Below are 22,981 nucleotides of genomic sequence, written 5' to 3' on the forward strand. Positions count from 1 at the left end.
CAGATTTTACAGCTGATTCAGTTGTTCAAACTTGTCCAGCATGCCCTTCAGGGCGCCTTCCCATTGCTGTTGCTGTTCTTCAAGGCTGGTTTTGGCATCACGCAGCTCGGTGACTTCCATTCGTAGCAGCTCGACTTCTTCGATGAGACTCTGGATTTTGTTATCGAGGCTGGACAGTAATTCGTTATGCATGGGACTAATCCTGATATTACGGTAAAAAATGGGTTCCCGTGGCCTACGTGGGGGTGGGAAACCCGAGTCTCAAGAGAGACGACGGCATGCTACCGGATTTACCAGGCAAAAACGCGGTCATCTTGCTGAATATTGATCTGACTTGCGTCAAAAGGCAGCGTCAGCCAGGACGAGTCTCCCTGAATGCTGGTGACTTTCGCGGTGGAGCCGGTGTCATCCAGCTGTGGATAAACATCACCCTGTGGGCCGTAGTCGTATCGTTGACGATAGACCTGCAAGGTGTCCCCAACACGAAGCCCCGCCTGACGTCCGGCATTGACCAGTAAGCGTGGCCCTTCCGAGCGGATAATCCGGGCATTGAAAGGCTGGCACTGCAGCAAATCACCCACATGCGCATCGATATCGTTCAGGGTCAGATTCACCGCCTGACCGTAGAGGCTTTTCCAGAAAGTGGCGGTGCCAAAGCCGACGCTCTGGGTATGGTCGCTGATCCAGGCACCTTGAGTAGAGTAAGAATGCTGCCAGATCAGTTGGCCGTCGTTCGCATCATGGATAAAGACCTCAATGGCAAACTGACGGTAACGACCTTCCACAAAGGGCAGATACTGGCGCAGGTTCTCGGGGTCAATCACTGAAGGCAGTTTGCTTTGACCCACAGGTGCTAACGAGAGATCTGTCAGGCGGCCGGAAATCACATACTGAATATTGGTCATGTGACGCAGAATCGGCAACGCCAGACTGATATTGGGCAGCTCGCCGGCGGTCGGTGCCGTACTGGCTGGCAACACCTGCAGCTGACCGGAGGGTATAAGGTTCAGCCCCGGCGTCCCCTGCATCCGTCTTGCCATTTCCTGGCTTAAATCCTGACTGATGTTGCCGATGCGTCCGAGAGTGGCATCATCCGGATGTACCAGCGGGAAGGCGGCAATCACCACATTCTTGCGATAGTTACTGGTCTGGCCGGGGCGGCTGCAGCTCTGGCGTGACTCAATGTCGGCCTCAATAAAGACCGTCAGTACATTCTGACTGACCACTTCACGAGTGACTTTAATGGTGCGAATGCGGCCTTCAGCTCCCATGCGGGCGGTGTCATGGCGCAGAATGCCATTATCGACTTCCTGACTGGTGCTGAACCAGTTACCGGCCTGCAGCAGTGCCAGGCGGGAGGCTTCTGCAATCGCATCCTCGCGGGCTTTCGCTTTACCTTCGGGGCCAATCAACGCCTGACCCTGAGAGCTGACGGTCATGGCCTGAGTCACAAGGCTGAATGTCAGGCCAATCAATAGCATCAGCAGACGAGTGAAGAACGAGGTGAAGGCAAAGCGGTTGTGCGGGGATCGTTGTTGTTGGAATAAGGTCATGGACGCATCCGTCACGGGGGCTTAAGTCACACTATACTGTTCGGCGTTACTACTGGTTTTCAATCTTGGCTACTGCCAGTATTAAACGGCTAACGGCGGCTCAGAAACAGCGTATTGGCAAGAAAAGGCCGAACAGCGATAAAGAGTAGATAAAGTTGTACTCCCCGCTGCCGATAACCTCAAGGCATGTTGCCTTCAATCCACGGAAAGCTGGAGCTCAATGGATTGCTGCGCAGTGCCCAAGATCAAGCTTCTCAGGCCGCTGGCAGGGTGCCGGATAACCTGAAATGGCGCAAACACAGGACTATATCGATGATGGCACGACTTCGCAAAATCTGCGCGACACGGGGATTCGCGCATCTCGCCGGGGCATTAATGTTACTGGCTGGCCTGGCTTTTGGCTCATCTTCCGCCTTCGCAGAAAATGGAGGCTGTAATGGTCAGAGCTGCTCAACCTATCAGCAATCGGCGCCGATGACCTATTCCAACACCCAGCCTTCAGGTCATGCTGTTCCTTGTCCTGAATGTTCCCAGCGTGTGTTGGTCGTACCCAAGCCGGCAGAGCAGTGCGCCAAGAAAGTAGCGCAGGTGGAGTATCATGCGCCGTGCCGTGTTTGCGGAAACTTCCGTGTGTCCGTGCGTGAGCAGAACGAGTACCGTTCCACGCCCTGCAATCAGCAATAAGAAGGCAAAAGGAGAGTCTCATGACCCGGATTTTTTCGCGCGCATCCTGGCTGCGACTGGGCACTTGCCTTGTTGCTCCCTTATTTCTGGCGGCTTGTCAGTCCAAACCGGTGGAGGTCGCCGCGCCACCTGCTAAACCGCAGTTTATGTCTCAGGTTCAATACGACCGTTTTGGCCCCGGCGGCGCGGCACCTTCCGTCCTGACTGATCTGGTCAGCTTTATGGGAGATCAGCTGGCGGTTAACAAAGATTTCATGAACGTTCAGGACACCCCCATCGCGGTGACGTCTTTTGTGAACATGGAGAATCTGGATGAGACCAACAAGCTTGGCATGCAGATTTCTGAAGACATGATTCATGAAATGCAGGTGCGTGGTTTCAAGGTCGTCGACTTTAAAACCATGGGTGCTATTCGAGTGAACCAGCGCGGTGACTTTGCTTTCAGCCGCCGTCTGGAAGACCTTACCCGTCAGTACCGCATCAATTATGTACTGACCGGCACTTATACCGGCTTCCCTGAAGGCGTCATGGTGAATGCTCGCCTGATCGACCTGCATTCCAAAGTGGTGATGAGTACCGCGCAGGCCTTTATCCAGACGGATGATGTGGAAGGCATCATGGGCGGCTATGATCCGGTGCGTAACTTCAAGGGCCGTATCGTTGAGCAACATGTTGCTCCGGGTGTGTATCTCTACAATACGCCGCTGGTGAAGTAAGCTTGGCGTCTGGATTGGGTATCAAGGAGTCAACGTCAATGGACAAGCTACCGCGTTATTTGGGCCAGTCGAAAACCGTTGTGGCGATGGCTGCACTGGCGGCGGTAGTTCTGCTTGCTGGCTGCCAGAATACCCAACCCCAGGCTGCGCAACAGGCCACGGCACCTGAGCGTGGCCAGATGGTGCGTGACCCGCAGGTCATTACCGTCGTGGGTTATGCGCCCATCAGTTTGCAGCCAGGCCAGACCCAATCCCACAAGGAGCTGATGGCCATGAAAGCCTCCAAGCTTCAGGCTTATCAGGAACTGGCCGCCGTTGTGCAGGGACAGGTGATTTCCACCCGTTCTTCCATGAATGACATGGTGTTGCAGGGCGAGAAAATTCAGAGTGCTATCTCTGGAATTATCCGGGGCGCGCGTGTCGTGAAAACCTATCCGGTGCAGGATGATGTTTACGCGACGGTTCTGGAGCTGGATTTACGGAATCTGCCTAAAGAGCTACGTCCGCTCTGAAGACGGCTCTCTTGTGTACAGAAATAAAAACGCCCGTCATTCTGCGGGCGTTTTTTATTAGAGGGCCGGTTGAGCGGTCAGGCTCAGTGGGCTTTGTCGATCAGCGGATCTTGTGCAAACTGAATGCCCTGCCAGCCGTGACGCATAAACTGACGGATGTTGCGATGGTCCGAACCTTCGGGATGGTTCAGGACATCGTCCCGATAGAAGCGTCCAAAACAGGCCAGTGTCTGGCTTTCGCTCAGTTCATGGCGTTTGGCGAAGGCGAAAATCTTGCATGAGCCTTCATTCGTGCCGGCATCATTCACGACCTGATCCGCGTCCTGACCGTTGGTAAAACTGGTGGGGTGATAATCGTAGTTGGCGTGAATCACACCCATGGTATCTTCGAAATCGATCTCGGCGTTATGGCCGATTTGCTCGAGAAAGCTGGCAAGCGTCATTTCGCTCATTCAATCAATCCTGCTGCCGTAAAAGGGGAGTTGGCCTTTTCCCGGTAAGGAGCACGTTAGGGCACGTGTCTTAAGACCCGGTGCTTTTTGCACCTGTTATGTTCTTCTACTTTGGTTGTAAGGGAAGAGCTAAGTTAAGCTATCCTGACCTGTCAGGCAAGTTATCCCCCGGAGCAAGCGAGGTTCGCCATGAGTACTCTGGCCCAGTGGCCTTCCCATCAACTCTGTTTGAGCCAGTCACAGCGCCAGCATGCCGTGCGTGCCACAGAGCTTGCCTTCGCCCGAACCCTTACCAGTTTGCAAATCGACATCGGTCTGGTGCGTATTCTGGAGTCCATCTATGTTCCCATGGCCGCCTGGGTGGTGGAGAGGCAGGAGCGTCTTAAAAGGCCGATGGTGCTGGGCATCAATGGTGCGCAGGGGGCTGGGAAGTCGACCTTAAGTAATCTGCTGGAAATTATTCTCGGTACCGGCTTTGGCAAGCGTGTCGCCGTTTTCTCTATTGATGACCTCTATCGAACCCGCGCCGAACGCGAAGCACTGGCACGTGAAGTCCACCCGCTGCTGATGACCCGTGGAGTGCCTGGCACCCACGATGTGCAGCTTGGCTTGCAGGTGATCGAGTCCCTGAAAAGTGCTGCGCCGATGCAGGCAACCAAGATCCCTGTCTTTGATAAATCCATCGATGATCGCTGTGATCCGATTTTCTGGCAGGAGTGGGAAGGGGCAGCTGATGTCATCATTTTCGAGGGGTGGTGTGTGGGAGCCACGCCGCAGGATGATGCCGAGTTGGTGACTCCCCTCAACTCCCTCGAACAGGACCAGGACCCGGAGCAGATCTGGCGCACCTATGTCAATGACCAGCTGAAAGGTCAATACGCGGAGCTGTTTGCAGAAATTGACGCAACCGTGATGATCAAAGTGCCCTCAATGGAAGCGGTGTATTCCTGGCGAACCCAGCAGGAACAGAAACTGGCGGAGCGCGTGCAGATGATGGGGACGCATCATGCGACAGAAGGGTTGCGTATCATGAATACCGAGCAGATTCGCCAGTTCATCATGCACTACGAGCGCATCACCCGGCATGTGCTGACCGAAATGCCGTCACGGGCAGATGTGACGCTATACCTGAACCATTACCACCAGATTGCGCAGGTGCAGGTGGCCCCCCGGAGAATGTCATGGCCTGACTAGTCGTCAGGTCACATGCCGAGGACCAGCTTAACTCTCCGGGAGAGAACAGGTTAAATCCCGAGGGGGAAAAGCGCGGTGGAAGCGATACCCTGCACAAAGCGATTCACTGCCCGCTGATCACCGTCACCCGCGATGGTCGCCATCATGTCCTGCAGGGCAATCATCTTGCCGAAGAGTCGCTCAAAACTGAGGTTGGGCTTTTCAGGGTCCAGTGAGTTGCTAAGCAGCCAGACACTGCCAGCGGCAGGGCCTTTATTCTTCAGACGCCAAAGCACTATTTCCAGATTTCTCGCACTTTTATCGAGCTTGTCAGCCGGCAGCTGATCAATGAAGTAATAGTCCGTGCGGTTGCCGTAGGCGGCATCCAGCATGCTGGTCAGACCGACCATCAGCGCAAAGACCCGATCACCCCGAAAGGTCGGATCAAACGCCAGATCAATCGCATTGGTTCCCTTATTGAATTTAAGCTCAGCGAACGCCAATTGACGTGGACGACGAAACAGCTGATCCATGCGCTGATCGATGGTCATGCCCTTATTTTTGTGCAGTTCGAAGGGGTTGCGCTTATACAGCTTGCGGGTGAGGGCGCGACAGAGGGCTTCCTGTTCATTGATGTAGGCATCAATCACGAGATCTATATCGGTTTTAGCCAGTTGTGACAGGCTGCGATGGGGGTCACTGGTGCAACCGCCAAGCAGCGACAGCAAGAACCAGACAGCCAGAATCCGTAACGTCATGGGCAGCGGCGCTCTCATGGTAAGTGAGATTAAGAATACACCCTGAGCCGAAACCCGCGGGGTCGAAAGCCGTTCCGGGAAAACCTCCTGCTCTCCCGGTCTTGAAGTGTCGACATCTTACCGAATATTCCCGGAGAGGTTCGAGTTTTTACCGCCTTCTCCGGCCCGATCATCACAAATGAAATGGCTGGTAGCGGCTGGCAACATCCTGAGCAGGATCATGAAAACTCGTTAATAGTCTTGTGGTTAGGCATTCCGGGATTACACTCCTTGGAACGTTTGATCGCAAAGACCGGTGATTGGCCACGTTGGTGGTCAGGGCTGAAGTGCACGCCTTCAGTGATGCCGGTTCTGATAAAGCTGGATAATAAATCCGGAAGTCATAAAGGACCTGCCATGAGTGAGCAAAAGTACGGCGATATCCGCCGCGAGTATGAAGCCAAGGAACTGAACCGTGAGATGCTGGACGACAGCCCGGTGGTGCAGTTTCAGCAGTGGCTGGCGGAAGCACGTATTCATCATCCTGATGATGCGACCTCAATGGCACTCTCGACACTCTCGCCTGAAGGCTGGCCGGAAGCGCGTATTGTGCTGCTCAAGCATTGTGATGACGCGGGCTTTATTTGGTTTACCGATAGTCGCAGCCGCAAAGGACAGGCGCTGGCGGCCAACCCGCGTGCCGAGTTGTTGTTCTATTGGCGCGGAATGGAGCGACAGGTGCGTATTCAGGGGGATGTTGAGCCTTTAAGTGCTGCTCAGGCCGATGAATACTTTAACTCCCGCCCTTTAGGCAGCCGGTTAAGCGCTGCAGCTTCTGTGCAGAGTAGCGAAGTGTCGGGCCGTGAAGCACTGGAAGCACGTATTGAAGCGCTTAAAGCCGAGTTCCCTGAAGGGGATGTTCCGCGCCCGGAACCCTGGATTGGTTATCGTCTGGTGCCTAAGCGTCTGGAGTTCTGGCAAGGCCGTGCGTCTCGTCTGCACGACCGTTTTGAGTATCGTCTTACTGACAATGGCTGGGCGGTTGCTCGCCTTTCACCCTGATACAGGAACGCAGTAATCATGCAGGACACTCTGGTTCATCAACCGCTGGATGAGCATCTGGCTTCGGTGATCTGGCTTCACGGTCTGGGGGCGGATGCCTTCGACTTTGCTGATCTGCCACAGCAGCTCGGGCTGGCAGACAATGTGCGCTTCCTCCTGCCTAATGCACCGGTACGTCGGGTAACGATGGCCGGTGGTATGGGACTTCGCTCATGGTATGACATTCTCGCTGCAGCGCCTGAGCGGGTCATCAGTGAGAAAGAACTGGCCGAGTCCGTGGCACAGGTTCACGCGCTGATTGAGCATGAACTGGAGTCCGGCATTCCGGCTCATCGCATTGTGCTGGGAGGTTTCTCCCAGGGCGGCGCAGTGGCCTGGCAGAGTTTGCTGACTTCACCCTGGGCGCTGGGCGGATTAGTCGCGCTATCGACGTATATTGCCTCCCCTGACAGCGTGTCTCAGGAAAGTTTCTCCATTCATCGTCATACGCCGATGCTGGTCATGCACGGTCTTAACGATGATGTGGTGCCGCTGGAGCTGGGTGAGCAAAGTATCGCCCATGCTAAAAACTGGGGCTTCTCTCCCCAATGGCATGCCTTGCCGGGACTGGAGCATGAGGTGGCGCCTCAGCAGCTCGAAGCCATTGGGCGTTTTCTGTTGCCGCTGGTAAGAGACTGAGCAGACCAGAGCGCACTGCAGCTGACCGGATGTTGATTTGCATCAATGTCCGCCGCAGCGCCGGGGCATAGACTGGCAGGGCAGGTAAGGTGAAGCAGCCCAAGGCGAAAGCCGATGGCTGTCAGGAATGTTGAGCGTCACGGCCGGACATTCCTTCTCATGTGTACCTCTTGACTCTGTGCTCATAGCGGGATCTTTGATCCCGCTTTTTTTATGCCTGAAATATGCCGCGCCCGGCACATTGTCACGCGCTAATCGTGTGGCTGGCCTTGTTTGCTGCGGAGTTCGTCCTTACCCTTCCAGAATCTGGCTGCTCAAGGATTAGGGAAATGGATGCAGTAATGACCTTTGCGACCAAGTTCAGCAAGCGTCGTGAATGGCAAGCGCAGGACTATGGCCGCCATCTGGTGGGTGATTGCGGTGAAGAGGAGCTGCTGCGCCAGCTGGAAAGTGACCGTGGTCGTATTATCAACTCAGCCGCTGTCAGACGCTTGCAGCAGAAAACCCAGGTCTTTCCCCTTGAGCGCAACGCGGCGGTGCGCAGCCGTCTTACCCATTCGCTGGAAGTGCAGCAGAATGGCCGCTTTATCGTGCGGACGCTTTACAAACTGGCCAAGCGTAATTGGCTACAGGCCATGGGTCTGGATCTGGTGGAGCGCGCGCTGGAAACGCAGGTCGAGATGGCCTGTCTGCTGCACGATGTGGGTAATCCGCCCTTTGGGCATTTTGGTGAACAAGCCATTCAGGACTGGTTTCGTGATCAGCAGGAAGTGCTGCGTGAAGCCCTGGGTTCGGATGAACTGGGGCAGCAGATGCTGCGGGATCTGCAGAGTTTTGAAGGCAACGCCCAGGCCATTCGCCTGACCCACAGTATCCTTCGCCTGAACCTTACCTACCTGCAAAACGCAGGTTTGCTCAAGTATGTGCGCTGCGCTGCTGAGCCTAAGCCGCAGGCAGATCACCCGCAGGCTTATCTGCATAAAAAGCCGGGGTATTATCTGTCCGAAGCGCCGATGGTGAAAAAGCTTTGGCAGACCCTGCATCTTGAGCCAGGCAGCCGGCATCCAGCGGCCTACATCATGGAAGCGGCGGATGATATTTCCTATTGCCTCGCCGATATCGAGGATGCCGTCGAGAAAGGCTATTTCGATATTCATCAGCTTAAGAGCTATCTGCTTGATGCTTTTGCCCGTTCAGGCTTTGATCCGCAGGCGCCTCTGATTGAACAGTTTGGGCGTGAGTCCAGCTTCAGGGATATCGTCGAAGCTGTGGAGCAAAAAGCCAGTCGCGAGCCTATTGACCAGACCGGCCGTTTCTTTATCGAGATGCGGGTACAGCTGGTTCATCCTCTGGTGAGCCATGCCGCCCGACAGTTTATTGAGCATAGCGGCGCGATTTTACGGGGTGCGCTGGATCGGGCGCTGCTGGAAGATGGCTCGGTGTACACCGCCATTGTCTCAACCCTCAAGCAGGTCGCCTTCGAACGGGTTTTCTCGCACCCGGAAGTCGAAACACTGGAGTTGCAGGGCTATCGCATTATTTACGGGCTTTTGGATTTGTATAAACCGCTGATGACCCTGTCGACAGAGGCCTTTGATGCGTTATTAAACGAAGGCCGGGGCAGTCCTTTTCTGAGCCGCCTGATCAAGCGTATTCCTGCCAAACAGCGTGCAGCCTATCAGACTGCGGTTGCCGAGGCCGATGCGCAGACGCGTCAGCAATGGGCGTTTTATTACCGGGGGCGGCTACTGCAGGACTTTGTGAGTGGCATGACGGATCAGCTGGCCCATGATGAATTCAAGACCCTCAGTGTGAGTGACTAACGACTCGCTGCTATTGGATAAGGAGCATCCATGAGCCTTCGGCAACGCTGGACTCAGTGGCAAACCAGCCGCTTTCTGCATAACCATCCGCTGGATAATGACGAGTGGCACAGCGCCCTGGCGACACTGCCTTGGCTTTCATCACTGGATGCGGTGCAGCGTGCGCATTTGCGCATGAATGTACTGCGCTTTATGGAGCAGAAGCAGTTTTCTGCCGCCGGGGATTTTAGCCTCGATCGTCAGAAAGTCCTGTTGATTGCGCTCTTGGCGAGTCTGCTCTGGCCTCATGAAGAAGGCGACATCTTCCCCGGCTGGGTGGAAGTGATTGTGTACCCGGGGGATTTCAGCGCGACTCATACTCAGGCAGGCGATGCCGGGGTGATGGATGAAAAGGTGGCCGCTATGGCCGGGGAGTCGTGGCTGCGAGGCCCGGTGATTCTTTCTTGGGATACGCTTTGGCAGCAAAGCCAGCAGTCGAGCTCTCCGCACCAGCTGGTTTTCCATGAGTTTGCTCACAAGCTGGATGGCATGAACGGCGCTGCCAACGGCATGCCGCCTCTGCCGCGCAGCCTTCGCCAGCAAGAGTGGACGCAGGTAATGACTGGTGCGTATGAGCGGCTGAATCATGTACTGGATCAGGGGCAGAAACCCTGGATTGATCCCTATGCAGCAACAGCGCCAGCGGAGTTTTTCGCGGTGCTTTGCGAAGTCTTTTTTCGACAGCCACAGCAGCTGGCCAAGGCTGAGCCCGGGGTGTTCTCACTGTTGTGCCGCTGGTTCGCTAACAGCCCGGGTATCGGGCTGATTCCCGAGCCTCTGCGTCAACACAGCGAACATGCCTGAGGCATCAGTCGTTCGTTTTTCCTGTAACCCGTGATGGAGTACTGCCGTGCGGCGGTTTATTGAACAACGCGTCATCGGCATGACCGGGCTGGTGCTCAAAGGGGTGGATTATGATCAGCCACTCGGTGATCCCGGGCTGTATGGCCCGCATTCCCAGGTCTGGCGTGTGCACTCGGATTTCACCTGCATGCTTTGTGGTGGCGTGGCCGCCTTGCTGCTGCAGATGATGCATCCACTGACACTGGCGGGTGTGTGGGATCACTCCAATTTTCGTGAGGATATGATTGGCCGGCTGCGCCGCACCGGGCAGTTTATCGCCGCCACCTCCTTTGCTTCTGAACCTCAGGCGCAGGCGATTGTCGACAAGGTTCGGGGCATACATGACCGCATTGAAGGCATCGCGGCAGATGGGCGTCATTACCGGGCTAATGATCCGGCGCTACTGACCTGGGTGCATGTCGCAGAAGTGCGAAGCTTTCTGCATGCCTATTGCCGCTACAAGCATCCGCTGACACGTGAGGAACAGGATACCTATTACCGTGAAGTCGCGCTGAATGCACGGATGCTGGGAGCGGAAAATGTCCCGGAGTCGGTGGACGAGGTTGAGGCCTACATGGCAGCTATGCGCTCTGAGCTACTGGTGGATGACCGTGTTCGCGAAGTGCGGGATTTACTGCGCTCAAGCTATCTTGGCAGCAAGGCCATGTTGCCGGTATTGCGTCTTTTTATGTATGCCGCAGCGGATTTGTTGCCACGTTGGGCAGCGCAGGAGCTTGAGCTGGATTTACATCGCCCCCAAAGAATTGCCGTTCGCGGCTCAGTAAAAACCGTGGCCAGTGTGCTGCGCTGGGCCGTTCGTGACAGTGCCGCGATGCGTTCGCGAAAACGCATGGGTTTGCCGCCAACCCGCGTCGATTAAGGCTTTCGCTGACTGTTGTTCAATTACAACAGTGCTTTGTCAGTTCCCCGTCTTGCTATTGTCTGCCTAGGCAGTATATTTCACCCTACTTGCTGCCTAGGCAGTAATAAGTAATGTGATCTTTTTGCTGCTGAGCAGCTTTTTCTCTGCCGAAGGTACAAGGCTGTGCCTGTTCGGCCCGGAACACTCCTATGGCTAATTACGATGGTGAGGCAATGGCCTCAGTCACTTATACCCTGGGGCATCTGGTTCACCTGTTGAATGTTTATAAGGACCGCCAGCTGGATAAATACCTGGCGCCTTATGACGTGACGGCAGCGCAGTTCAAGGTGCTGTTAACACTGGCCCGACAGGGCGATTGCAGTGTGGCCTGCCTGAGTAAGGCATTGCCGATGGATTCAGGGGCTGCCACCCGGATGGTGGATCGTCTGGTACAAAAAGAGCTGGTCGAACGTGCTCGTAACGAAGAAGACCGCCGCCAGATTCAAGTCAGGCTGACGCCGCAGGGCGAAGCCTTCCGCCTCGAAATACATAAAGTGGCGGCCGATTTTCTTAACGAATTTACCGAACCTTTAAGTCGTGACGAGCTGACAGAGCTTGAACGGCTGATGAAGAAATTACTGGCTCCTTCAGGAATGCTGAAGGAACAGGCCCAGGAGGACTGATTCCATGGTACTGCGTTTAACTCTTATAGCCGCCGTGACAGTGCTGACGCTGTCGGGTTGTGCATCCACCGATGGACTATCCACTCACGGCAAACTGATGGACCCCTCCACGCTGGAAGGTAAAAACACCCTGGGCGATACCTCCCAGAGTGAGCTTGCCTGGCCTCAGCAGCAATGGTGGACCCAGTTCAATGATCCCAAACTGAATGCCCTGATCAAGGAAGCGCTGGAAAACAGCCCAAGCCTGCAGGTGGCAGATGCCCGTGCCCGTGAAGCGCAGGCTGCCGTCATCGCAGCGGATGCTGCACGCAAGCCTACCGTTGAAGGCGAGGCGGGTATTACCCGTTCACGTATTTCCCGTGTGGATGATCCGCGCGGCCAGGGCGATGTCTACGGTACGGTGCGTAACCTGTCGGCCACGGCCAGCTACACCTTTGATCTCTGGGGCGGCCAGCGTGCTGCCTGGGAAGGTGCGGTGGGTAGTGCCAAGGCTGCAGAAATTGATCGTCAGGCGGCACGTTTGACCCTCGCGGCGGATGTGGCTGCGGCTTATAACCAGCTCGGTCTTGCCTATGCGGTGGAAGATATTGCCAAGTCGGATCTCAAGCGCGCGCGCAATATGCTGAAGTTGTCCCAGCAGCGCTACGACGCTGGCCTCGATAGCCAGGTTCAGCTCAAGCAAAACCAGAGTAAGGAAGCCGCATCCCACGCCAGCCTGCTGGCTGCCGAGCAGACGGTGAAAAGTGCGCAGATTCAGCTGGCGGTGTTACTGGGTAAAGGCCCGGACCGCGGTACGGATATCGAGCGTCCGACACTGATCGCACCGGATACGGTTTCCCTGCCGGACAATCTGCCTGCAGCACTGGCAGGTCGTCGTCCTGACCTGATCGCGGCGCGCTGGAGAGTGGAAGCTGCCAGCAAGAATATTGATTCGGCCAAAACCAGCTTTTACCCGAACCTGAACCTGTCGGCGACGGCGGGTGTGAAAGCGGTACTGGGTGATGCGATTTTCGCCAGCCAGAGCCAGTTCTTTAATGTGGGCCCTGCGATTTCCCTGCCGATCTTTGAAGGCGGCCGTTTGCGCTCAGAGCTGGCCAGCAAGGATGCCCAGTACGATCTGGCGGTGGCGAACTATAACCAGTCGCTGGTGAACGCCATGGGCGATATCGGCGAGCAGATTACCCAGTTCCGTTCACTGGATGCCCGTATTGCCGAGCAGACCCGTGCCCGTGATATCGCCAAATCTTCTTATGACATTGCCATGCAGCGTTACGGCGCCGGTATTGGCAGCTATCTGGATGCGCTGAGTGTTGAACAGCAATTGTTCGATGCCGATCAGCAGCTGGCATCGCTCAAGTCCGAGCGTGTGGCCAGCGCCATCAAACTTATGCAGGCCCTCGGTGGCGGCTATCAGGTATCCGACGATCTTGCGGCACCTGAAGCCAAGCCAACTGATGCTGCAGCCGAGACGCACTGAGAGTAAAGAGCATGACTGACACTGCGAATAATCAAGCTCAAAACGAGCAACAGGGAAAAAACTCCCGCAAGCGCAAAGTCTACTTCATCGGCCTGATTCTGGTTCTGGCCGCTGCGGGACTGGGCGTGTACTTCTATCACGAAACCTATGGCCGCTTTTATGAAAGCACTGATGATGCCTATGTGGACGGCAACCTGATCGAACTGACTCCTCAGGTCAGCGGTACGGTGGTCAGCATTGCGGTGGATAACGGTGACTTTGTCGAGAAAGGCCAGACTCTGGTGCAGCTTGATCCAAGCGACAGTGAAGTTCAGCTGCAAAGCGCCGAAGCCGAGCTTGCGCATACTGTGCGTCAGGTTCGTGGTCTCTACAGCAATGTGGATGGCTACAAGGCTCAGGTGTCTGAGAAACAGGTTGAGGTTCAGCGCGCCGAGGCTGACTATGCCCGTCGTCTGAAACTGTCCAAAGGCGGTGCTATTTCCAAGGAAGATCTGGCTCACGCCCGCGATGCCCTGAATGCCGCACGCTCTGCACTGACCAATGCCAAGCAGCAACTGGACTCCAATGCGGCGCTGGTGGATGACACCGTACTGTCTTCACACCCGGAAATCCGTGCGGCGGCAGCGAAAGTGAAACAGGCCTATCTGGCTCATGAACGCACCACGATCAAGGCGCCGGAAAGTGGCTATATCGCCCAGCGTTCCGTGCAGCTTGGCAAGCATGTTCAGCCCGGCGCGGCGCTGATGGCGGTGGTGCCTCTGCATCAGGTCTGGATCGATGCCAACTTCAAGGAGACTCAGCTGCGTGATATGCGCATCGGTCAGGAAGTGGAAGTAGAGTCGGATCTGTACGGCGATGACATCGTTTATCGCGGCAAGGTGGAAAGCCTGGGCGTGGGTACCGGCAGCGCGTTCTCGTTGCTGCCCGCTCAAAACGCCAGCGGTAACTGGATCAAGATTGTTCAGCGTCTGCCTGTACGTATTCGCCTCGAAGGTGACAACCTGCAGAAACATCCACTGCGTATTGGCCTTTCAACCAAGGTCACTGTGGATCTGCATAACCAGGATGGCGCACTGCTGCCACCCAAGTCACCGGATGAACCCCGTTACGAGACCAATGTGTATGACCGTCAGATCGCAGCAGCGGATGAGCTGATCAAACAGCTGATCCACGACAACGGCCCAGCGGCTGTTGCCATGGCTGACACTGAGGTTGCCAAGCACTAATTCGAGGCTGTTATGAGTCAAGCGACTTTCAAGCCTGCAAGCCTGGTACTGGCCACCCTTGGCCTCTCTCTGGCGGTTTTCATGCAGGTTCTCGATACGACTATCGCCAACGTCGCGCTGCCCACCATCGCCGGTAACCTCGGCGTGAGTGGGGAGCAGGGCACCTGGGTTATCACCTCCTTTGCGGTGTGTAATGCCATTGCCCTGCCGCTGACGGGCTGGCTGGCCCGCCGTTTCGGACAGCTCAAGCTGTTCCTCGGCGCGGTCATTCTTTTTGTTCTGACCTCGTTTCTGTGTGGTATTTCCCGTTCCATGCCGGAGCTGGTGCTGTTTCGTGCACTTCAGGGTCTGGTGGCAGGTCCGCTGTACCCCATGGGACAAACGCTGTTGCTGGCGATTTTCCCGGCGGCGAAGCGAGGGATGGCTTTGTCACTGCTTGCCATGGTGGCGGTTGTGGCGCCGATCATCGGCCCGATTGCCGGTGGCTGGATTACCGATAACTACAGCTGGCCGTGGATTTTCTTTATCAACGTGCCGATTGGGATTATCGCGGTCACTATTGTGCTTGGGCAGCTGCGCCATATGCCGGAGAAAACCGTCAAACAGCCTATCGACTATATCGGTCTGATATTGCTGGTACTGGGGGTTGGAACACTGCAGGTGGTGCTGGATAAAGGTAACGACCTGGACTGGTTTGACTCCAACTTCATTGTCATCGGTACACTGATTGCGTTGGTCGCTCTGGTGACGCTGGTGATGTGGGAGCTGACGGATAAACACCCGATCATCAACCTGCGCCTCTTTAAGTACCGCAACTTTACCTTCGGTACGCTGGCGCTGGTGATGGGGTATTCCGCCTTCTTCGGTCTGAACCTGTTGCTGCCCCAGTGGCTGCAAACCCAGCTGGGCTATACCGCCATCTGGGCAGGTCTGGCCGCTGCACCCCTGGGGATATTGCCGGTATTTCTGTCGCCTATTGTTGGTAAGTACAGCTCGAAGGTGGATCTTCGTCTGCTGGCGGGCGGGTCATTCCTGGTGATGGGCACCACCTCGTTTATGCGAGCGGCATTCAATACCGAGGTCGACTTTGCCAGCATCGTGCAGGTGCAGGTATTTATGGGGCTTGGGGTGGCGCTGTTCTTTATGCCGACCACCAGCATCCTGCTCTCCAGTCTGCCCCATTCGGAGATTGCCGAGGGTTCGGGTCTGGCGACCTTCCTGCGTGTACTTGGTGGCAGCTTTGCCTCGTCGCTGTCGACCTGGCTCTGGCATCGCCGCGAGATTTTCCACCATGCGCAGCTGACGGAAAATATCACGGCCTATAACCCGCAGGCCCAGCAGTACATCGAACAGATGGGAGGGGCCAGTCAGGCACATTTTGCCCAGATTGACCGCGTGATTGAGCAGCAGGCCTACATGATGTCGACCATCGACTTCTTCAGCCTGCTGGGATGGATCTTCTTTGCCCTGATCGTGATTATCATGCTGGCAAAACCACCATTCCACGCCAAGGCCAGCGGCGGCGATCACTAATCGTTGATGCCCGATTCTGGAAAAAAGCCGCTGTAACAGCGGCTTTTTTGTGCCTGCGCAGCGGGGTTTTGGCATCTGCGGCGAAGGTGACGGGTAAACGGGTGACAGGAAATGTCAGTGATTCTGGTGGTGGATGTCATTGCTGGCTTTGTCACGCTGCTGCCATTCTCGGTAGCACTGACATTTTCGTTAGCCTTATTGCCTAGTGACCGCCGGGGGGCGGTAGTGTCAATAATGTGTAAAAGTTTCGGGTGGCGCGAAAAAGGATGAACGCCTGACGATTTCCTGCCACCCAAGGAAGCGGTGGCCCGTGACCGGGCCCAGATGTCAGTGATCGCCAGGGGAACGAACATGAAAGAGTGCAGGGTGTCGTCGAAGGCTGTGGCTGAAGCTTACAGGCGTCATCACCGGATGTGGCAGTGGTCGCTGACGCTGTTCCTGATCGTCATCATGAATATGGCCAGAGCCGCTGAAATCACCCCGGTGGGCTCCGCGGATTTACGCGAGTATCCGGCGCTGGCGCTGCGTCATCCTGAGCATACGCTGCAGGTGGATCTGGCCCGTGCAGGCAAACGTATCGTCAGTGTGGGCGAGCGTGGCATTGTGATTTACTCCGACAACGAAGGGGTTAGCTGGCATCAGGCCGAAGTCCCCGTGAGTGTGATGCTGACGGCGGTGACTTTTATTTCCCCGGAGGAAGGCTGGGCGGTGGGCCACGGCGGTGTGGTGCTACACAGTACCGATCGTGGTGAGCACTGGCAGAAAGTGCTGGATGGCAACCGGTTGGCAAAGCTCACTATTGAAGATTGGCAACAACATCTTGAGGCGTTGAACAACTCCATTGATGTGGATGAGTCCGCCATTGAGACCGCGGAATATGCGCTCGAAGATGCCAAGGCCAATGCCACCAGCGCAGCAGGCAATCCACTGCTGGATGTCTTTTTCAGCTCTCCCGAGAACGGCTGGCTACTGGGGGCTTATGGTCAGCTTTTTGAAACCCGCGATGGCGGCGCAAACTGGCACTCCATCGCCTCCCGTACTGAGAACCCTGACAACCTGCATCTGAATGCGATGACCGAGCTGGCGGATGGCGAGTTGCTGATCGCCGGTGAAGCGGGCCTGTTGCTGCGAGCCGGTGGCGAAGGGCAGGACTTCGTCGCCGAGACTGACAGCCCCTACGAGGGTTCCTACTTTGGGGTGTTTCGCAGTGCGCAGCGGGTATATCTGCTGGGGCTGCGCGGTAATGTCTTTGCCGGTGACAGTGCCGGTCATGGCTGGCAACCGGTTAGCCTGAGTGACAGCCAGTCCGTGGCCGCTGCGGCAGAGTCCTCTGGCGAAGTGGTCATGATCGGTAACGGCGGCTTCTGGGCGCAGGGCAAGGAGTCGGCGCTGAATGCATTAACCGTTGAGACGCTGCCTGAGCGTGCGGCTCACAGTGCGATATTGCCACTGGACAGCGGCTGGCTGATTGCCGGTAATGACGGCTTAACCCGTATTCCCGCCTCCGGTCCTGAATCGGCGAGCGCCATGAACCTGTCTGCTCAGACCAACAAGGAGGGCGCTCAGTGAGTTTTGATGCTCTCCGTCAGCGTCTTAAGCATCCGGTGGACACCCTTGAACAATGGCTTGAGCGTGAACTCTTTCATAACGTCAAACTGGTGATTGTCAGTTTTGTGCTGATCACCCTGTTCCTCGGCTATCAGGCGCTGGGTATTCGCCCGGATGCCAACTTCCTCAAGATGATTCCCACCAGTCATCCCTATGTGATGAATTATCTGGCGCACCAGCAGGCGCTGTCAGGGCTGGGGAACAGTCTGCGGGTGGCGGTGGAGTCCACTGAGGGTGATATCTTCCAGCCGCGCTTTCAGGAGCAGCTGCACAAGATTACCGATGAGCTGTTCTTCCTGCAGGGCGTGGATCGCAGTGGGCTGAAATCCCTGTGGACGCCGAATGTACGCTGGAGCGAAGTGACGGAGGATGGCTTTGCTGGTGGCCCGGTCGTGCCCGAGGATTACGACGGTTCTCCTGCCAGCATGGAAAAGCTTCGCCAGAACGTACTGCGCTCAGGACAGATTGGTACGCTGGTCTCGGATGATTTTCGCTCGGCCATTGTGCAGGTGCCGCTGCTGGATAAAGACCCCGTGACGGGCCAGCCGCTTAATGTGCAGCTCCTGAGTGAGCAGCTGGAGCAGAAGATCCGACAACCTTTTGCCGATGCTGACATCCATATCCACATTACCGGCTTTGCCAAAGCCGTCGGCGATCTGATCGCCGGTGCCATGCAGGTTGCGGTGTTCTTTGTGATTGCCATGGCCATCACTCTGGTGCTGCTGTTGTTTTATGGCCGCTCCTGGCGTTGTGCCCTGCTGCCCCTTCTGACGTCACTGATGGCGGTCATCTGGCAGCTGGGTTTACTGCGTCTGATGGGCAAAGGGCTTGATCCCTACTCCATGCTGGTGCCGTTTCTGGTGTTTGCCATTGGCGTCAGTCACGGCGTACAGGTGGTGAACGGTGTGGCGCAGGAAAGTCTGGCGGATGTGACTCCGGATGCGGCCGCCAGGCATACCTTCAGGATGCTGTTTATTCCCGGTATGGTGGCGCTACTGAGTGATGCCATCGGCTTTATCACTCTGATCGTGATTAATATTGCGGTGATTCGCGATTTGGCCATCACCGCGAGTATTGGCGTTGCCGCCATTATTCTGTGCAATCTGCTGTTGTTGCCGGTGGTGCTGGGGCAGGTTTCCCTGCGTCATACCCGGCTGGCGCAGGGGACCCATCATGAAGGTTTTTGGGCGGGGCTTGCCTGGTTCAGTAAACCGGCGGGTGCCTGGACTGCAGTCATTGTCGCGCTGGTCATGACAGCCGGCGGCGCCTACCTCGCCAGGGATCTGAAAATAGGTGACCTGCAACAAGGTGCGCCGGAGCTTCGGGCCGACTCCCGCTATAACCTCGACAATGCCTTTATCAATGCGCACTACTCTGCCAGCAGTGATGTGTTTGTGGTGATGGCCGAAACCCCACCGGAGCAATGCAGCCGCTACGCGACCCTTAAGATGATCGACCGTTTTCAGGGGCGCATGGATGATGTCGCTGGTGTGCAATCGTCGGTGTCTCTGGCCGATGTTGCCCGGCAAACCACCTGGGGCATGAACGAGGGCAATCTCAAGTGGCGCACACTGGTGGATAATCAGTACCTGATTAACGCCAGCCTGAGTTTTGTGCCGCCGGGACTGATGGATGCGCGCTGCTCCCTCGTTCCCGTGATTCTCTTTCTGGATGACCACAAGGCTGAAACCTTAAGCCGTGTGGTTGCGGCGGTAAAAGACTTTGCCAGCAGGCACAACAGCGATGAACTCAGGTTCAAACTGGCGGCCGGTAACGCCGGCATCGAGGCGGCCACCAATGAAGTGATTGGGCAGGCGCAATACACCATGCTGGCCTGGGTCTATGGCGTGGTGGGGTTACTCTGCCTGCTGACTTTCCGCTCCCTGAAAACCGTTGTCTGTATTCTGCTGCCGCTGGCGATGACCTCGGTACTCTGTCAGGCGCTGATGGCGATGCTCGGCATCGGAGTGAAAGTCGCGACCCTGCCGGTGATCGCGCTGGGAGTCGGTATTGGTGTCGACTACGGAATTTATATCTACTCGCGGTTGAGTGCTGCTCTGGCGCGTGATGAGCCGCTGCCCAAAGCCTATCTTTCTGCCCTGCGAAGCACCGGCAAGTCCGTGGCCTTTACCGGCCTGACGCTGGCGGTCAGCGTGGGTATCTGGGCCTGGTCGCCGATCAAGTTTCAGGCAGACATGGGCATGCTGCTGACCTTTATGTTCCTCTGGAACATGCTTGGAGCGCTTATTCTTCTACCTGCGCTGGTGTGTCTGTTGGGCGCGGGGAAGAGTCAATCCGGGAGGCGATCTCCCGATCATCCTGATGAGGAGCCAGGAATGACCTCATCCGGTTAACCCCTGATTCAGGAGGTGACCATGTGTGCTGACGAAACCCAAAGCCATGTCCCAGTGCTGGCGCAAGTTGCAGTATCCCCGGCAGATACCTTGCTAGTGGTGGTTCGGGCGGAGGTTGAAAGCCTTGCCAGCCTGCAACGAGCGCGGTTGATTGCCTCGGTGCTGCCGTGCCGGATGATCGTCCTGGTCGCCGGACCGGGAGCAGATCATGCCGACTGGCTGCAGCCCAAGTTCGATGAGTGGCAGCAAAAGTCGCTGAACTTTGAGGTGCGTCGGGATACGGATGTGGATCTGGCCGATGCGGTGGCCCGGGTGATGCAGGAGTGCTCTGTGGGCCTCGTGATCAAGGAGGTCGACAGCCAGTCGCCTGCACGCGCCTCTTCCCATTCCTGGCGCGCACCTGCGGACTGGCAGCTGTTGCGCCACTGTCCCTGTCCGGTGTTGCTGGTGAAACCTTCGGTGCACTGGCAACAGGGTCGCATGTTGGCGGCGGTGACGCCGGATCACTCCGCTGAACATGCCGAGCTGAATCTGGCCGTTGTCGCGCTGACGGACTTTATCAGTCGCCATACGCAAGGTCAGCTGGGGCTGATCTCGGCTTATAGTGCCGTGCAGCTCGGTGCAGAGTCCACCTCCGGGGCGAGAAAATCGGAGGATTGCACGGCTCATGCACTGGGGTTGTGTGAAAAGCTGGGAATTCAAACGCCGCAACTGCTCATCGGGCAGGGGCCTGCCGAACACTGGATTCCTCAGGCAGTCACTCAGGCTGACGCTGCGCTGGTGGTGATGGGCAGCCTTCGGCGTCATCAATTCAGTGGTGCCTTGCTTGGCAATACCGCCGAGCGAATTCTCTCCTACCTGCAGGCCGATGTGCTGGTTTTACCCGTCAGTGCCTGCGCTTCTATTCGTGCTCTGGTGACCTCTTCTTCGGCCTGAGCACCTTCTGCGCTGGGCCAAATTGTCAGTGAAACTGCGTCCTTTTGTTATTGGCCCTCTGGCGGCTTTGCAGGATGCTGACCCCTATACGTTGGTGCTCATCCATAACCTGACTTCTGGCTGAGCACAAAGGCTGGTCACAGTCAGCCTTCTGGCCTAAAAGAATAAAAATGCCCCTGCGAGGTGTTCGCCATGCCCCGGTTTCAGGTTCCGCTTCGAGATATGCAATTTACCCTGCTGCAAGCGCTGGATGGCGAGGCCCACTATGCCTCATTGCCCGCTGAGGAAAGCCTGACGCCTGATCTGATCAGCGCCATTTTCGAGGAAGGTGCCCGTTTCGCTGAGGATGTGGTCGCGCCATTAAATCGCGTGGGGGATGTGGAAGGCTGCCGGTTTGATCAGGGCGAGGTCAAAACCCCGAGCGGTTTTCGGCAGGCCTATCAGCAGTATGTTGAGGGCGGATGGCCGTCGCTTGCTCATGATCCGGCCTATGGCGGGCAGGGGTTGCCGGAGTCTCTCGGGATGATCATGAACGAAATGATCAGTACCGCGAGCTGGGCCTGGAGTATGTATCCGGGCTTGTCGCACGGGGCGATGAACACCATTGAGACTCACGGCACCGATGAGCAAAAGGCGGTCTATCTGACCAGGCTGGTGTCCGGTGAGTGGACAGGCACCATGTGTCTGACCGAGGCCCATTGCGGTACTGATCTCGGGCTTTTAAAAACCCGCGCCGAGCCTGAAGGCGATGGCAGCTATCGCATCACCGGCACCAAGATTTTCATCTCGGCCGGTGAGCACGATCTGGCGGAGAACATCGTGCATATCGTACTGGCGCGGTTGCCGGATGCACCCCAGGGGACTCAGGGGATTTCGCTCTTTATCGTGCCAAAATTTTTGCCGACCAGTGAAGGCGGAATTGGCGTTCGAAATGGCCTGAGCTGCGGTTCGATCGAACACAAAATGGGGATTCATGGTAATGCCACCTGCGTGCTGAATTTTGATGGCGCGACGGGATTTCTGATCGGGCCGGCCAATAAAGGCCTGAATTGCATGTTTACCTTCATGAATACGGCGCGTTTGGGAACTGCATTGCAAGGATTGGCACACACGGAGTGGGCATTTCAGAATTCACTCGATTACGCTCGTGATCGACTGCAAATGCGCAGTTTGAATGGGCCGGTTGCGCCAGATCAACCGGCAGACCCTATCATCGTTCATCCGGAAGTTCGCAAGATGCTGCTCACCCAGAAAGCCTTCGCCGAAGGTGGGCGTGCACTTATTTACTATTGTGCACTTTTGGTAGATCGGTCCAAACTCAGTACATCACCAGCCGCGCGAGAGAAAGCTGATTCCCAGCTCGCGCTGCTGACCCCCATTGCCAAGGCGTTTCTGACCGAGGTGGGCTTTGAGTCTGCCAACCATGGATTACAGGTCTATGGCGGTCATGGCTATATTGCTGAATGGGGGATGGAACAGAACGTGCGTGATGCCCGTATCGCCATGTTGTATGAAGGTACAACCCAGATACAGGCGCTGGATTTGCTGGGGCGCAAGGTACTGATGACCCAGGGGGAAACCCTCAAGTCCTTTACCAAAGTGATCCATAAATTCTGTCAGGCGCACCGGGAGCATTCGGCCTTGTCGGAAATGGTGACAGAACTTGCCGCTCTGAATACAGAATGGGGGGAACTGACACTGGGCATCGGTATGAAAGCCATGCAGAATCGGCAAGAAGTAGGAGCCGCATCAGTGGATTATCTGATGTACTCCGGATACATCACCCTGGCGTATCTCTGGGCGCGGATGGCAGTGGAAGCCCATCGGCAGCTCAAGGAAGGGCAGGGTGACGGGGGATTTAATCAGGCCAAGCTGGCAACGGCAGATTTCTATTACAAGCGCATCCTGCCGCGCACTCGCTCACTGGCCGTTATGATTCAGTCAGGGGCGGAACCTATCATGGCATTGGATGCGGAGCTCTTTTCGCGAGAATACGGATAATGCGCAGATTGTTGTTTCGAATGGCCACA

The 22,981-nt window shown here is 56.3% G+C and carries 21 protein-coding genes; 17 read left to right on the plus strand and 4 right to left on the minus strand.

The genetic code is table 11. The annotated features are described in order from the left end of the window. Positions 1 to 6 precede the first annotated feature (6 nt). Positions 7 to 192 carry a cell division protein ZapB gene (gene zapB / locus ACKC9G_RS08130; protein WP_411404442.1) on the minus strand — a complete coding sequence of 62 codons (186 nt, stop codon included), beginning with the start codon at positions 190 to 192 and terminating at the stop codon, positions 7 to 9. 98 nt (positions 193 to 290) lie between these two features. Next, positions 291 to 1,553 carry a flagellar assembly protein T N-terminal domain-containing protein gene (locus tag ACKC9G_RS08135; RefSeq protein ID WP_411404443.1) on the minus strand — a complete coding sequence of 421 codons (1,263 nt, stop codon included), beginning with the start codon at positions 1,551 to 1,553 and terminating at the stop codon, positions 291 to 293. Positions 1,554 to 1,865: 312 nt separating this feature from the next. Here ACKC9G_RS08135 and ACKC9G_RS08140 point away from each other — a divergent pair, with 312 nt between their 5' ends. The 3 genes from ACKC9G_RS08140 to ACKC9G_RS08150 are packed head-to-tail and all read left to right on the plus strand — an operon-like array spanning position 1,866 to position 3,465. After that, entirely contained in the window at positions 1,866 to 2,237 is a 372-nt protein-coding gene (locus tag ACKC9G_RS08140; protein ID WP_411404444.1) for a hypothetical protein, read from the plus strand. Between the two features lie 20 nt (positions 2,238 to 2,257). Further along, positions 2,258 to 2,953 carry a FlgO family outer membrane protein gene (locus tag ACKC9G_RS08145; protein ID WP_411404445.1) on the plus strand — a complete coding sequence of 232 codons (696 nt, stop codon included), beginning with the start codon at positions 2,258 to 2,260 and terminating at the stop codon, positions 2,951 to 2,953. A 38-nt stretch (positions 2,954 to 2,991) separates the two neighbouring features. Then, a complete protein-coding gene (locus ACKC9G_RS08150) occupies positions 2,992 to 3,465 on the plus strand; it encodes an LPP20 family lipoprotein (RefSeq protein WP_411404446.1) in 474 nt (157 codons plus the stop codon). Between the two features lie 83 nt (positions 3,466 to 3,548). Here ACKC9G_RS08150 and ACKC9G_RS08155 read toward each other — a convergent pair whose 3' ends face one another. After that, positions 3,549 to 3,917 carry a HopJ type III effector protein gene (locus ACKC9G_RS08155; protein ID WP_411404447.1) on the minus strand — a complete coding sequence of 123 codons (369 nt, stop codon included), beginning with the start codon at positions 3,915 to 3,917 and terminating at the stop codon, positions 3,549 to 3,551. A 189-nt stretch (positions 3,918 to 4,106) separates the two neighbouring features. Here ACKC9G_RS08155 and ACKC9G_RS08160 point away from each other — a divergent pair, with 189 nt between their 5' ends. After that, positions 4,107 to 5,111 carry a hypothetical protein gene (locus tag ACKC9G_RS08160; RefSeq protein WP_411404448.1) on the plus strand — a complete coding sequence of 335 codons (1,005 nt, stop codon included), beginning with the start codon at positions 4,107 to 4,109 and terminating at the stop codon, positions 5,109 to 5,111. Positions 5,112 to 5,161: 50 nt separating this feature from the next. Here ACKC9G_RS08160 and ACKC9G_RS08165 read toward each other — a convergent pair whose 3' ends face one another. Further along, positions 5,162 to 5,848, minus strand: a complete 687-nt coding sequence (locus ACKC9G_RS08165) for a hypothetical protein (RefSeq protein ID WP_411404449.1) — start codon at positions 5,846 to 5,848, stop codon at positions 5,162 to 5,164. A 396-nt stretch (positions 5,849 to 6,244) separates the two neighbouring features. Between ACKC9G_RS08165 and pdxH the strand changes: the two genes are divergently transcribed. The 13 genes from pdxH (at position 6,245) to ACKC9G_RS08230 (ending at position 22,952) form a co-directional block, all read left to right on the plus strand. Next, on the plus strand, positions 6,245 to 6,889 hold the full coding sequence (gene pdxH, locus ACKC9G_RS08170) for a pyridoxamine 5'-phosphate oxidase (protein WP_411404450.1): 645 nt from the start codon (positions 6,245 to 6,247) through the stop codon (positions 6,887 to 6,889). Between the two features lie 18 nt (positions 6,890 to 6,907). Then, positions 6,908 to 7,567: an alpha/beta hydrolase gene (locus ACKC9G_RS08175; RefSeq protein ID WP_411404451.1), complete on the plus strand. Its 660-nt coding sequence runs from the start codon at positions 6,908 to 6,910 to the stop codon at positions 7,565 to 7,567. Between the two features lie 329 nt (positions 7,568 to 7,896). After that, positions 7,897 to 9,390, plus strand: coding sequence for a dGTPase (gene dgt, locus ACKC9G_RS08180; RefSeq protein ID WP_411404452.1), 1,494 nt, complete (start codon positions 7,897 to 7,899; stop codon positions 9,388 to 9,390). Between the two features lie 30 nt (positions 9,391 to 9,420). Then, positions 9,421 to 10,233 carry a zinc-dependent peptidase gene (locus ACKC9G_RS08185; RefSeq protein WP_411404453.1) on the plus strand — a complete coding sequence of 271 codons (813 nt, stop codon included), beginning with the start codon at positions 9,421 to 9,423 and terminating at the stop codon, positions 10,231 to 10,233. A gap of 46 nt (positions 10,234 to 10,279) precedes the next feature. Continuing rightward, positions 10,280 to 11,152 (plus strand): oxygenase MpaB family protein, encoded by an 873-nt coding sequence (locus ACKC9G_RS08190; protein WP_411404454.1) that lies wholly within the window; start codon positions 10,280 to 10,282, stop codon positions 11,150 to 11,152. 191 nt (positions 11,153 to 11,343) lie between these two features. After that, positions 11,344 to 11,817 (plus strand): MarR family transcriptional regulator, encoded by a 474-nt coding sequence (locus ACKC9G_RS08195; RefSeq protein ID WP_411404455.1) that lies wholly within the window; start codon positions 11,344 to 11,346, stop codon positions 11,815 to 11,817. Positions 11,818 to 11,821: 4 nt separating this feature from the next. Continuing rightward, entirely contained in the window at positions 11,822 to 13,294 is a 1,473-nt protein-coding gene (locus ACKC9G_RS08200; RefSeq protein WP_411404456.1) for an efflux transporter outer membrane subunit, read from the plus strand. Between the two features lie 11 nt (positions 13,295 to 13,305). Next, on the plus strand, positions 13,306 to 14,520 hold the full coding sequence (locus ACKC9G_RS08205; protein ID WP_411404457.1) for an efflux RND transporter periplasmic adaptor subunit: 1,215 nt from the start codon (positions 13,306 to 13,308) through the stop codon (positions 14,518 to 14,520). A gap of 12 nt (positions 14,521 to 14,532) precedes the next feature. Further along, a complete protein-coding gene (locus tag ACKC9G_RS08210; protein ID WP_411404458.1) occupies positions 14,533 to 16,053 on the plus strand; it encodes a DHA2 family efflux MFS transporter permease subunit in 1,521 nt (506 codons plus the stop codon). Between the two features lie 366 nt (positions 16,054 to 16,419). Continuing rightward, on the plus strand, positions 16,420 to 17,622 hold the full coding sequence (locus ACKC9G_RS08215; RefSeq protein WP_411404459.1) for a WD40/YVTN/BNR-like repeat-containing protein: 1,203 nt from the start codon (positions 16,420 to 16,422) through the stop codon (positions 17,620 to 17,622). Beyond that, positions 17,619 to 20,015 (plus strand): efflux RND transporter permease subunit, encoded by a 2,397-nt coding sequence (locus tag ACKC9G_RS08220; protein WP_411404460.1) that lies wholly within the window; start codon positions 17,619 to 17,621, stop codon positions 20,013 to 20,015. Before ACKC9G_RS08215 ends, ACKC9G_RS08220 begins: the two co-directional genes overlap by 4 nt. Before the next feature lie 21 nt (positions 20,016 to 20,036). Continuing rightward, positions 20,037 to 20,951: a universal stress protein gene (locus ACKC9G_RS08225; protein ID WP_411404461.1), complete on the plus strand. Its 915-nt coding sequence runs from the start codon at positions 20,037 to 20,039 to the stop codon at positions 20,949 to 20,951. Between the two features lie 192 nt (positions 20,952 to 21,143). Beyond that, complete coding sequence (locus tag ACKC9G_RS08230; RefSeq protein WP_411404462.1) at positions 21,144 to 22,952, plus strand: acyl-CoA dehydrogenase C-terminal domain-containing protein; 1,809 nt, start codon at positions 21,144 to 21,146, stop codon at positions 22,950 to 22,952. Positions 22,953 to 22,981 lie beyond the last annotated feature (29 nt).

The organism is Pokkaliibacter sp. CJK22405, from assembly GCF_046614695.1.
In the GTDB taxonomy this organism is placed as follows: Bacteria; Pseudomonadota; Gammaproteobacteria; order Pseudomonadales; family Balneatricaceae; genus Pokkaliibacter.